The 13,347-nt window shown below is 41.4% G+C and carries 11 protein-coding genes; all 11 read right to left on the bottom strand.

What is annotated here, in order from left to right; all coding sequences use genetic code 11:
• Nucleotides 1-111 precede the first annotated feature (111 nt).
• On the bottom strand, nucleotides 112-420 hold the full coding sequence (locus ACMHKH_RS07545; RefSeq protein ID WP_413520030.1) for an integration host factor subunit beta: 309 nt from the start codon (nucleotides 418-420) through the stop codon (nucleotides 112-114).
• Between the two features lie 311 nt (nucleotides 421-731).
• The gene (rpsA, locus tag ACMHKH_RS07540; RefSeq protein ID WP_413520026.1) at nucleotides 732-2,423 is read right to left on the bottom strand and encodes a 30S ribosomal protein S1; all 1,692 of its coding nucleotides are present in this window, start codon (nucleotides 2,421-2,423) and stop codon (nucleotides 732-734) included.
• Between the two features lie 307 nt (nucleotides 2,424-2,730).
• The gene (gene cmk, locus ACMHKH_RS07535) at nucleotides 2,731-3,486 is read right to left on the bottom strand and encodes a (d)CMP kinase (protein ID WP_413520025.1); all 756 of its coding nucleotides are present in this window, start codon (nucleotides 3,484-3,486) and stop codon (nucleotides 2,731-2,733) included.
• Nucleotides 3,487-3,642: 156 nt separating this feature from the next.
• Nucleotides 3,643-4,233: a tRNA adenosine(34) deaminase TadA gene (gene tadA, locus ACMHKH_RS07530; protein WP_413520024.1), complete on the bottom strand. Its 591-nt coding sequence runs from the start codon at nucleotides 4,231-4,233 to the stop codon at nucleotides 3,643-3,645.
• Nucleotides 4,234-4,971: a uracil-DNA glycosylase gene (locus ACMHKH_RS07525; protein WP_413520023.1), complete on the bottom strand. Its 738-nt coding sequence runs from the start codon at nucleotides 4,969-4,971 to the stop codon at nucleotides 4,234-4,236.
• A gap of 136 nt (nucleotides 4,972-5,107) precedes the next feature.
• Nucleotides 5,108-7,705, bottom strand: coding sequence for an ATP-dependent Clp protease ATP-binding subunit ClpA (gene clpA, locus ACMHKH_RS07520; RefSeq protein WP_413520022.1), 2,598 nt, complete (start codon nucleotides 7,703-7,705; stop codon nucleotides 5,108-5,110).
• Nucleotides 7,706-8,224: 519 nt separating this feature from the next.
• Nucleotides 8,225-8,632, bottom strand: coding sequence for an ATP-dependent Clp protease adaptor ClpS (locus ACMHKH_RS07515; RefSeq protein WP_413520021.1), 408 nt, complete (start codon nucleotides 8,630-8,632; stop codon nucleotides 8,225-8,227).
• 143 nt (nucleotides 8,633-8,775) lie between these two features.
• A complete protein-coding gene (locus tag ACMHKH_RS07510) occupies nucleotides 8,776-9,660 on the bottom strand; it encodes a hypothetical protein (protein ID WP_413520020.1) in 885 nt (294 codons plus the stop codon).
• A 103-nt stretch (nucleotides 9,661-9,763) separates the two neighbouring features.
• Complete coding sequence (gene argC / locus ACMHKH_RS07505) at nucleotides 9,764-10,831, bottom strand: N-acetyl-gamma-glutamyl-phosphate reductase (RefSeq protein WP_413520019.1); 1,068 nt, start codon at nucleotides 10,829-10,831, stop codon at nucleotides 9,764-9,766.
• A gap of 51 nt (nucleotides 10,832-10,882) precedes the next feature.
• Entirely contained in the window at nucleotides 10,883-12,019 is a 1,137-nt protein-coding gene (hemE, locus tag ACMHKH_RS07500; protein WP_413520018.1) for a uroporphyrinogen decarboxylase, read from the bottom strand.
• A gap of 127 nt (nucleotides 12,020-12,146) precedes the next feature.
• Nucleotides 12,147-13,319, bottom strand: coding sequence for a glutamate 5-kinase (gene proB / locus ACMHKH_RS07495; RefSeq protein ID WP_413520017.1), 1,173 nt, complete (start codon nucleotides 13,317-13,319; stop codon nucleotides 12,147-12,149).
• Nucleotides 13,320-13,347 lie beyond the last annotated feature (28 nt).

Raw genomic sequence — 13,347 nt, 5'->3', positions numbered from 1 at the left:
TGAGTAAGTCATGGTCTTTATAATAACAATTGGGTTTGATAATTAATTTATAACACTTTTAGGTGGGCTTGACTATATGAGCTTTTAATCTTCTCTGCCATCGACACTGTCTTATTGTGCGCCTGCCACTTTCTCGTTTACTGCTTCACGTAATGCTTTGCCTGGCTTAAAATGCGGAATCGCTTTAGCAGGTACTGGCACGCTTTCACCGGTCTTAGGATTACGTCCCATACGAGCACGGCGATGATGAAGACAAAAACTACCAAACCCACGTACCTCTACTCGACCGTCATTGGCGAGCGTATGAGTCATCAAATTTAATATTTCACGTACTGCGTCATCGACAATGGTATCTGTCATCGTGTCACAATTCGCACTTAGATTGCTAATAAATTCTGACTTATTAATTGTTTCTTGCATTATCACGCTTACCTTACTGATTAATGGATAAGATGATTGAAAATCACCATAAATACTATAAATAGAATGGAAATAAGCAATAACCACGCCTTTGTTGGTTAAATAACTGTTCATTTATAACGACTTGGTGCAATTTTACAGTCTGTTACTCAATGTTGCAAATAATAGCGGATATTAAGCTAAATTGGCAATAAGAATTCCTTTATTAAGGAAAAGACTTTAATTATTAGTACCAATACCTAAATTTAGCCATAAAAAAAAGCGACCGAAGTCGCTTTCTTTATATAATCATCACATTAACAATAAATAGCTTATTGCATTTGTTCTTTGATCAAATCACCAATTGTTTTTGGTTGTGCATCAGAACCAGCAGTAGTACTAGTCGTGCTAGTGCTGCTTAGCTCTTTAATTGCTTGACGTTCTTCAGCTTCGTCTTTCGCTTTGATAGACAGGCTGATGTTACGTGTTTTACGATCAACGCTGATGATTTTAGCTTCAACGTCATCACCAACGCTCAAATGCTTAGTCGCATCTTCAACGCGGTCACGTTGAATCTCAGAGGCACGTAGATACGCTTCAACTTCATCAGCAAGTTCGATAGTAGCGCCTTTAGCGTCTACTTCTTTTACTTTACCATTAACGATAGCACCACGGTCATTATTGACTAGGTATTCATTGAATGGATCTGAAGTCAATTGTTTCACGCCTAGGCTGATACGGTTAGCTTCAGAATCTACAGACAATACCATTGCTTCAACGGTGTCGCCTTTATTATAGTTACGGATAGCGTCTTCACCAGTTTCATTCCAAGAAATGTCTGACAAGTGAACTAAACCATCAATACCGCCATCTAGACCGATAAAGATACCGAAGTCAGTGATAGATTTGATCGTACCAGTGATTTTATCACCGCGCTCATGTTTCTTATCAAACTCATCCCATGGGTTGGCAAGAGTTTGTTTGATACCTAAGCTGATACGACGACGTTCTTCATCGATATCAAGGATCATGACTTCAACTTCATCACCCACTTGAACAACTTTTGATGGATGGATGTTTTTGTTGGTATGATCCATCTCTGATACGTGTACTAGACCTTCAATACCTTCAGAGATTTCAGCGAAACAACCATAATCAGTTAAGTTGGTTACGCGTGCTTTCACAACTGCACCTACTGGGTATGTACCGCCAACGTTATCCCAAGGATCAGTACCTAGTTGTTTTAGACCTAGGCTAACGCGATTGCGCTCACGGTCAAATTTAAGTACTTTAACTTTAAGATCTTGACCAACTTCAACAACCTCAGATGGATGCTTGATACGGCGCCATGCCATATCAGTGATGTGCAATAGACCATCAATACCACCAAGATCAACGAATGCACCGTAATCAGTAAGGTTCTTAACGATACCTTCGATCTCGATACCTTCTTCAAGCTTGTTCAATAGCTCTTCGCGCTCAGCTGAGTTTTCAGCTTCCATAACCGCACGACGACTAACGACAACGTTGTTACGTTTTTGATCAAGTTTGATAACTTTAAATTCTAACTCTTTACCTTCAAGATGCGTCGTATCACGGATAGGACGTACATCTACTAGAGAACCCGGTAAGAACGCGCGTACTGAACCGATATCTACGGTAAAGCCGCCTTTTACTTTGCTAGAAATAATACCTTTTACAATCTCATCGTTATCAGAGATTTTTTCAAGGAAATTCCAAGTCTCAACGCGTTTGGCTTTTTCACGTGACAGTAAGGTTTGACCCATACCGTTATCAACTGCTTCAACCACTACGTCTACTGTATCGCCAACTTCAACTTCAAGTTCGCCTTCTTCGCTTAAAAACTCTTCACGAGCGACGATACCTTCAGATTTTAGACCAGTATCGACAGTGATCCAGTCGTTATCGATGGCGACAACAGTACCAGTGATAACCGAGCCACGCTCGATATCCAGACCTGTTTCTTCGATGCTCGCTTCAAATAGTTCAGCAAATGATTCCATTATATCTACCTTTGTATAGCCGTATCCTGTCCAGCACAGTACGGATCAAATGTATGATTGCATAAAACGAGAATACTGGTTTTATATCTTATGCCGTCATATAAAAAAACGTTTGTTGCTAATAAGCCAATGCTGAGCAAACTCACTAGCAACAACTGTCTTTTATTAAAATACGTTATACTTATTAATTTACATCTTTATAGAGGCTTTTCTATTATCCTATAAAAATGATTAGCGTCTACCACTGTAATTTTATACTAAAATCAAGCTTATAGGAAACCTTTTCATACTTACTAACTTGTTTTTATTAGCTATTGAAGCAAATACCTTTATTCTGACAATGTCTCTTCACTTGCTCATAAACCGAATCAGCATCTAAATTAGAGCTATCTAATAGTAGCGCATCTTCTGCAGGCTTTGATGGTGCCGTCGACCGATTTTCATCACGATCATCACGGGCTTTAATCGTTGTTAAAATCGCGTCAAAATCCGCTATTTGACCTGCATTTAGTAGCTGTGTGACACGGCGCTCGGCACGCGCTTCAGCACTGGCAGTCAAAAACACTTTAACGTCAGCGTCTGGGAACACGACTGTACCCATATCACGACCATCAGCGACCAATCCTGAACAGCTTGCCATATCTTGTTGCAGTTTTAATAGTGCTTGGCGAACTTTTGGAAACACAGCTATCTGTGATGCATAACTGCCGATCGTTTCATTACGAACTTGCTCACCTACCGCTTCACCATTGACAATAATATCGACACGACCCGACTCATTGTTAGGTACAAAGGCAATATTCAAGCTTTGCGTCAACGCTAATACAGCCATCTCATCTATTACTTGGCTTGCATCAGCAGTAATCAATCCAGCTGCAAATGCTTTAAGTCCAACGATACGATATAGCGCACCCGAATCAAGCAACTGATACCCTAAAGCCTGTGCTAAGCGCCATGTAACTGTACCCTTGCCTGCGCCACTTGGCCCATCAATACAAATAACAGGATAGCGCAATGACAGCGTTTTAATATTATCGTTAGCATTAAGGGTAGGAACAGTCATAACATTCACTTAAAGTCGATAATCTTTATAACAATATGAATAACCATAGAAGCATCAATAAAGTTTTTTTACTTGTTCATTAAATACTTACAAGCAAATAGGGCGATATTATAGCAAACAAAGCAACCTATCACTAGCAGCAAGACTGATATCTTGTTAATCACTCATATTACACTTGGCCTTTGCTGCTTTTCGGCGCTGACGAAAAAAATCCTTGAGCATCTGACTACTGTGCTCACGGCATAAACCTGTGTCAACTTGGATATTATGATTATAAAAAGGCTGTTCAGTCAAATTCATTTGACTGCCAACCATCCCAGCCCTCGGCTCGTGTGTTGCATATACCAACCTATCAACACGCGCATGTATCAGTGCCCCAACACACATAGTACAGGGCTCTAAAGTCACATATAAAGTCGTCTGCAGCGGTAGGCGATAATTCTCTAAACGCGCGCACGCCTCTCTTAATGCAACAATTTCAGCATGAGCAGTCGCATCATGACGTCCAATCGGTTCGTTAAATCCCTGCCCGATAACTTGTTGGTTATGTACCAGTATCGCTCCTACTGGTACTTCCCCGTGCTCAGCGCCTTCTTTAGCAAGTTTAAGTGCTTGTTGCATCCATTTAACGTCTTGCATCGACCAGAATACAGCTGTTTGAATATGCTCACTTATTACAGCAGTATCTATTAAAAAACCATTTAGTAGAGGATAAAGGGTTAATTTTTTAGGTAAAAAGTGTCTCATTTATTGCGGCAACTGCCAATCGATAGGCGTTTGACCATATTGTACTAAGTAATCATTGGTTTTTGAGAATGGCTTTGAGCCAAAAAAACCACCACGGTTCGCTGCCAATGGTGATGGATGTACCGCCGTCAAAATCAAATGCTTATCAGTATTGATATACTTACCTTTTTTCTGGGCTTTACTGCCCCACAAAATAAATACTGTATGCTCAGTTTGCTCATTAATCACATCAATGACCGCATCAGTAAACTGCTCCCAACCTTGATTTTGATGGCTATTTGGCTCACCTTCTTTCACGGTTAATGAGCTGTTTAATAACAGCACTCCTTGCTGCGCCCAATAAGTCAGATCACCATGTTTTGAAGGCGCAATGCCAATGTCACTTGCCATCTCTTTAAGAACATTATTGAGTGAGGGTGGCTTGGGAATTATTTTAGGTACTGAAAAAGACAGCCCCATTGCCTGCCCAGGTCCATGATAAGGGTCTTGACCTAGAATAACGACTTTTACCTGCGATAAAGGTGTTAGATTTAAGGCGTTAAACATTAGTGGTGCCGGTGGATAGATACTGTCATCCGACTGATAGGCTTCCTTTAAAAAGACACGCAGACTATCCATATTATCAGAGGTTAATTCTTCCGCTAACGCATTTTTCCAATCTTCTGGCAAGCGTACATTGTCCAAAATCGCTTGCTTTTGCGCAGCTGTTTTTGGTGGTTGGACGTCGAATAATTCCATAATATGTCCTGTTTTATTTGTTATTAGGATACGCTAAGGTTGATATTAGCAAAATACTAGGGTTACGTTACCATATATATTAGCAATAAAAAAACGGCTACCGCAGCAACCGTTTTTACAATAGTTAGAAAATAAACTAACTGGCTAATGATTCAGAGTCTGGACGTGGCTCATGAGTCTCAACGACAGTCAATATAATACGACTGTCCGCTGAACCTTTATCTGAACTCTTACCACTACTTTTTTCAAGCTCAATAGAATCGACTTCTTGACCTTTAGCATCTTCAGGCTCCAAGGTTAGATGTACCACCCCACCGTTGACCAAATCACCAAACAAAATCATGCCTGCTAACGGCTTTTTGATTTCATCTTGAATAAGACGCTGCATTGGACGCGCGCCCATTAGGCGATCATAGCCTTTATCAGCTAAGTAATCACGGACCTCATCATCAATCTCTAAAGTGACTTTTTTGTCATCAAGCTGTACTTGTAGCTCAACCAAGAATTTATCAACCACTGACACAATAACTGAAGTATCAAGCGGATTGAACTGAATAATCGCATCAAGACGATTACGGAATTCAGGGGTAAAAACGCGCTTGAGTGATTCAGTATTGTCACGGCTATGATCTTGCTCTGTGAAGCCCATAGACGAGCGACTGATACTGTCGGCACCGACGTTGGTAGTCATAATAACGATAACTTGCTTAAAGATAGCAACCCGACCATTATTATCCGTCAAGGTACCATGATCCATTACTTGCAATAGTAAGTTAAAGACATCTGGATGCGCTTTTTCAATCTCATCAAGTAAGAGTACACAATGGGGATGCTGATTGATTTTTTCAGTTAATAATCCACCTTGATCATAACCAACATAACCTGGCGGCGCACCAATCAGACGTGAAGCAGTATGCGCTTCCATATACTCTGACATATCAAAACGCACCAACTCAACCCCGAGCAAGTTTGCTAATTGGCGAGATACTTCTGTCTTACCAACCCCTGTCGGGCCGGCAAACATAAATGAGCCGATTGGCTTATCAGGTGCTTTTAAGCCGGCACGAGACAATTTAATCGCATCTGCTAAAGTCGCAATAGCTTCATCTTGACCAAATACTAAACGCTTAAGATCACGATCTAGATGCTGAAGAATACTCTTATCATCACTTGATACTGACTTGGGCGGAATACGCGCAAGTTTGGCGACAATCGCTTCGATATCAGCCACATCGATTTTTATCGGAGCACGTTTAGCTTTTACTTTTTTAGGTTCAGATGATTTTACACGGTCATTTTCTTTTGCAAGATTGGCTTCATCTTGCATTTCATTGACTGTTCTGTCAGCAGCAGTCTCACTGTTAAAGGTATTAATGCTATCGAAGTCGTTATCAAAACCTTCTTCATCGCCCTCAATTTGTGCATCAAAGTCTTGCTCTATATCAGCAATGAAGCTTTCTTCTGCTTCTACATCGTCTGCATCAGCCACAATACCTAAACGCTTATAAGCACCGGCTTCATCAATGACGTCGATTGCTTTATCTGGTAAAAAACGCTCATGAATATGTTTCGCTGATAACTGTACCGCTGTTACTAAGGCTTCATCAGTATAGACAACGTTATGAAACTCTTCATAACGCGGCTTAAGACCTCGTAAAATATCAATCGTATCGTCGACACTTGGCTCTTTAACATCGATTTTTTGGAAGCGACGCGATAAAGCATGGTCTTTTTCAAAAACTTGACGGTATTCAGTAAAGGTAGTTGAACCGATACAACGCAGCTCGCCATTAGCAAGTGCTGGTTTAATCAAGTTCGAGACATCCATATTGCTGCTCATTGACGAACCTGCACCAATAATCATATGAATTTCATCGATAAACAAGATAGCATTGGGCTTTTTCTTTAATGCATCAAGGAGCGATTTCATACGTTTTTCAAAATCGCCACGATACTTAGTACCAGCGATTAATGAGCCGATATCAAGACTATAAATCACGCAGCCATTCAACGGCTTCGGCGCTTTATCGTTAATAATCAACCATGCTAGACCTTCAGCAATAGATGTTTTACCAACACCTGGTTCACCGACCAGCAATGGATTGTTCTTGCGACGGCGACACAATACTTGCGCGGCTCGTTCAATCTCAGGACCACGTCCAATTAACGGATCTGTTTTGCCTTCAGCAGCACGCTGATTTAAGTTGGTTGCAAACTCAACTAAAGGATCTTTACTGGTTTTCTCTGAAGCACTGCTACGGCGCTCACCAGTCATAGAAGCACGCGGCTCAGAAGGCTCATCTTTGTCTTGACCATGTGATAAGTACTGGGTCAGCTCAAGACGACTGATACCCTGTTTTTTGAGCAAATAAACCGCATAGGTATCATGTTCTGAAAACATAGAGACCAGAATATCTGACCCTTCAACCAAACGACCACCACCGATAGACTGCACATGAAAAATCGCCCGTTGCAAAATACGGTCAAAGCTTTGCGTTGGCTGTGGAGATTGTTCCGTATCTGGATCAACCGTTGGGGTGTGCTTGTTAATATAGGCCTCAAGCTCGCTACGTAAAGCTGAGACATTTGCATTACAGGCCGTCAAAGTATTAGCAGCATGTGTATTTTCTAAGAGTGCCAGTAAGAGATGTTCAACAGTGAGATACTCATGCGATTTTTGGCGCGCAAGGGTCATTGCTAAACGCAAAGAGACTTCGAGATGACGACTTAACATAAGGACTTCCTACGGTTGTGCCTATCTTTATAATCGATAGCTTTATAAATGAGTTAGTAAGTAAATCAGGGCGATAGCTGCATTGTTCAAGGGCAATATGCGTATTATTAAGTGGAAGATTGAATATTGACTTCCATGACTTGGGTTTAATACCTACTTTTCTTTATCTCAACATGATACTTAAGCATAGTCAATCTATTAACGCCGACTTAAATGTATCGAAGTGTCGCAACCACATTTTTCTCAATGAGAGTATTTATGTAGACAGCATAATATTAATATAAAAAGAATGGCGCTCATCTAACAAAGCTACACATTATCAAGAGGTTTTCATAATGCAGAAAAAGAATAAAGACAGGCAATAATGACGAAAATTATTGTAATGAGAAGATTTTAAAGAAAGCGTCTTAGAGCAAGTTGGATTGATAACACTTGCTGTAAGACGCTTGATGATATTTGTTCTGAAAATATTGGAGGACTGAGTGCAGTTGATAGAATCAAAAATATAATATTGAGATATTATTCGCCTTGATGCGGCTCGATTTGGGTTAATAATGGATAGCCTTCACGGTGGGCAAGACTGTTAACCTTTTTGGCTTTAGTTTCAGCAATATCTTTAGGGTAAATGCCCGCAATACCTTTGCTACTATTATGAATAGTGAGCATAATCTCAACCGCCGAATCAGTACTATGACGGAATTCAGACTGTAAAATATAGACGACAAATTCCATCGGCGTATAGTTGTCGTTATACATGACCACGGCATACATGGGCGGCTTTGCCACTTCTGGCTCTGCCACCAATACATCAGCTTGCGGCGTCGTTTCACCTTCAGGTGTGCCAACTTGCGCAAGACGCGTGGGCATATTAGGAAAGTGCCAGTCTGACGAGATTGGTGCTGCTACTGCAATGGTTTGTTTTATCATAATTAGAGTACAAATGAATGGCTAGGTTTCATGAATGAATATCTTTATAAGTGTATAAAAAGATAAATATATAAAAGCATATTAAAGATAGCAGATAAAATGATTCTAAATATTAAATATCTAGCTATCTGCTATGACGGCCGTTAAGGCTCAATAGGGCTTTCATCAACTTCTGGTAAATCCGACAGTGATAATGGCATGCTATCAACCTTAGCACCAAGTTTCCAATCATATAACTGCTCAACTTCCTGCCCACCCGCTTTTAGATTAAGCTTAACTTGCAAAGGCTTAAAACCTGCTGGCAGCATAAAGCGACCACGAATACGCGTCACACCTTCGATATTATAGCTGACTGGATCTAAGGGCACTTCTACAAAATCATCATCATCAAGTAAGGTTAGCGTTGGTTTTAAACGTTTGGCCTTACCATCGCTTGCAAGCATCGCAACATCAAAGCCATACTCAAAGGCATTTTCAGGTAAAGGTTCAATCTTTGCCCCGAGTATCTGTAAAGGCAAACCGCCTTTGTCACTAACAATCTTAGCATATAGGTCATTTAGCTGGGCTACTTGCCTGTTTTCAACGGTCAAAGCCTGCTGGTTATCACGCAATTCTTTTAGGTTTGCCAAACTTATTTCGAGCTCTTGTTTGGCAGTAGCCACTTGATTGGTGGCAATTTTATGACTAACACGCAAATCTTTCAGCTCTTGTAATGATTCTTTGCTGGTAATGACCGCTTGCTTGGTTTCAGTCTGCGTTGAATGATAACCACGCTGATAACCAAGCTTATGACCAAATACTATCGCGACAATGGCAGTCACCAATATCGCAATCACAAATAACGCCAACACCGATGTCGAGGCGCCTTGCTGGGAGCGAGCAATACTGTCATATTTTATAGCATTAGATCGAGTATCAAAAGACTGCGATGAACCATGTGGGCTGCGCTCTAATTCATAGGAAACAGAGTCTCGGCACGATAGACGTGCGGGCTGTGAGCAAAAGCGTAGGGTACTCTTAAAACGCATCTAGACAGTATCTCGTAACAGGAAAGGCAAGTTATTATAGCGGAATTTATAATCAATACCTAGTATGATAAATAGTAATGATTTAGTAATCAATAAACATCTGTTAAGGAACGATGGGCGCAAAATTTAAACCAAGCGACTCATCAAAGCCAAACATCACATTCATATTCTGTACTGCTTGCCCAGCGGCACCTTTGACCAAATTATCTTGCACCACAATCACCGTCAATTCAGCACGCTCATTATCTTGATGGACAGCAATACGCAAGCGATTGCTAGCGCGCACACTGCGAGTATCTGGATAGATACCTTTTGGCATCACATCAATAAATTGCTCAGATGCATAGCTTTGCTCAAAGACTTGTTGCCAATCTATCAAAGCACCCGCATCGGTCAGCTCCATGTGAATAGAGCTGAGCATACCGCGTATCATAGGTACAAGATGCGGTAAAAAACGAATACGATGATTAAATTTACTGTCTAATAACTGTGCAACGCCCTGCTCAATCTCTGGTAAATGGCGATGACCTTCTACGCTATATGCCTTAAAATTGTCTGTGCTTTCTGCATAATTCAGCGCAAGACTTGCTTGGCGACCGGCACCAGAAACACCAGATTTAGCATCAATGACAATACGCGATTCAATCAGCGCCACTGCTTGTTGGTTCTGTAAATCTATAATAGGTTTTAAACCCAAAATAGCAGTAGTTGGATAGCAACCAGGATTACCAACCACCAGTGCATCAGCAATCTTGTCGCGATTGACTTCGGGCAAACCATAAACCGCTGTTTTTAACAATTCAGGACAAGCATGAGACTGCTGATACCAGTGCTCAAAATCCGCCAATGACTGCAAACGAAAATCCGCTGCCAAATCAATGACTTTTACGCCTGCTTGAGTAAGCGCCTCTGCTTGCTTCATCGCTACGCCATGTGGTGTCGCAAAAAACACCACATCGCATTTTTGTAATGTCGCTAGCGTTTTATCACCTAAATCGCTGAAGACAATATTTGATATACCGCGTAAACTTGGGAATATCTCATCAGCACGGGTACCAGCTTCGCTACGCGATGTTAGCAAATCAATAGACACCTCAGGATGGGCAGATAATAAACGAATAAGCTCAATACCCGTATAACCCGTACCACCAACAATCGCTGCTGAAATCATGAAATATCCTTTTTTTACTCAGTAAATACTAGATTTTATAGCTTCTAAAGTTTAAATCTTATAGTCATGTACTGCATCGATAAATACTTTAGCATTATCAGGATTAACCCACTGTGTAATACCATGACCTAAGTTTGCCACGTAACCGGTTTTTTCGCCACTTGCATAAGCACTATCAAGCATGGCGTTTACTTCGGCACGGATGGTCGCAGGTGAGCCATATAGTGTGGCTGGGTCTAAATTACCTTGAATAGCTTTGCTGCTTTGTAGTTTTTTATGTTGCTTAGTCAACTGGCGCTGACTCTCAGTTAATACTTGACGAGCACGATCGATTGGCATCGTCCAATCTAGACCCAAGGCGTCCGCTTCGCTATCCGCTTGAATATCAAGCCATAAGCCGCCACCTTTAGTAAACAATACCACTGGTACTTCTGGATGACGTACTTTTAGCGCGGCGACAATGCGTTTATTATACGCATGAGAAAAATCTACAAACTGACGATGACCTAGTGCTCCACCCCAGCTATCAAATATCTGTAGAATTTGCGCCCCTGCAACGACTTGCGCATCTAGATAGTCAATCACAGATGTCGCTAACTTATCTAGCAGTTGATGTAAAAACTCAGGATTACTATACAAAAAGCCTTTGGTATAGCGATAGTCTTTTGAGCTACCACCTTCAATCATATAAGTGGCAAGTGTCCAAGGGCTACCAGAAAAACCAAACAACGGTACTTGCCCATTAAGCGCAGTACGAATACTGGTCACTGCACGCATAACATAATCAAGAGAGTCATTAACATCAAGTACAGGTAATCTATCTAAATCAGCTTGCGTGCGAATAGGATGTTTAAACTTCGGACCTTCACCCGCTTCAAAATACAAACCTAATCCCATCGCATCAGGAATGGTCAGAATATCACTGAATAAAATAGCCGCATCCAAGTCATAACGACGTAATGGCTGTAATGTGACTTCAGTCGCGCGCGCGGTATCTTTGCATAAGCTCATAAAATCACCGGCTTCAGCACGGGTTGCTTTATATTCTGGTAAATAACGACCGGCTTGGCGCATCATCCACACAGGCGTGGTATCTATCGGTTCAAATCGTAGCGCACGTAATAATCTATCGTTTTTTAAAGGCGCAAAGTTCTGCTCAAGCGAATTATTATTGTCTGAAGCACTCATGTACAAATCTCCAAGACAGCACTGTATTTCATAATAATAAATACCGTACTGGATAAAATAAGTTAAAGAAAAGAATATTAAAACGCTTATTATTAAAATATTTATAGCTTAATAAATAATAAGTTTTTTACATCGTTAATGCTAAATTATCACGGTGTACCATGACCACACGTTCTTCTTTGTTACCAAAAATGCGATCAAACTGTTCGGTACGTTCACGAGCCACACGACAAGCATCACGAGAGGAAAAATTGACCTGACCGACGGCTATACGCTCGCCAGTATCCTGATGCACAATCTCAACCACATCGCCTTCATCAAAATCGCCACGCACTTCAGACACGCCAACGGGCAATAAGCTTTTTTGATGTTCGACCACTGCTTTTGCAGCGCCTGCATCAACTATTAAAGAGCCTGACATACGCAAATGCGCCGCAAGCCATTGTTTACGAGCAATGATTTTATCGGCATCATTGGTCGTTAATAAAGTTCCAACGGCTTCACCAGAAACCACACGAGTAATAACATCGTCGATAGCGCCGCTTACAATGACTGTTGGGCACCCACCCATAGCAGCCAAGCGACCAGCACGGATTTTGGTGAGCATACCACCGCGCCCAAGCTTACCGCCATCACCAGCGATATCAAACAAGTAATCAGCCATAGCACGCTCTTGGCGGATCATTTTTGCATTAGGGTTGTGACGTGGGTTGTCGGTAAAGACCCCTTCTTGATCGGTTAAAATAATGTACAAGTCGGCATTAACCATCGCCGCTGCCATCGCCCCTAATGTATCGTTATCACCAAATTTAATCTCATCGATAGTGATGGTATCGTTTTCATTAATGACCGGTAGCACGTGCCATTCTAATAACTGTGTCAATGCACCAGTGGTATTAAGATAACGACTACGGTTAGACAAATCGTCATGAGTCAGCAATAGCTGTGAGCTTTGAATACCATATTGAATCAATGCTGACCACCATGTTTCAATCAAACCCATCTGACCAATAGAAGCGCAGGCTTGTAGTGCTGCCAGCTTCTTAGGACGCTCCTCAAGGTTCATGCGTACCACACCTTCAGCAACGGCCCCTGAAGATACCAATAGCACCTCAATCCCCTGCTTATGTAGCTTAGCAATCTGCTTTGCCCACTCGTAAATGGCAGTTCGATCCAGCCCTCGACCATTATTTGTTAATAATGATGAGCCAATCTTGACAATGACGCGCTGAATATCAAAGTTACGAGCTTGCTCAACAAACCTTGCTTCTTCTATCGTGTTCTCTATGTCAACTGCCATATAAACTCCTGTTGCTAAGGTAAATTAA

The sequence above is a fragment of the Psychrobacter glacincola genome (assembly GCF_965118485.1).
Lineage (GTDB): Bacteria > Pseudomonadota > Gammaproteobacteria > Pseudomonadales > Moraxellaceae > Psychrobacter > Psychrobacter glacincola_D.
Note: the sequence above shows the minus strand (reverse complement) of the source record. Positions and strands in the feature narration are given on the sequence as shown.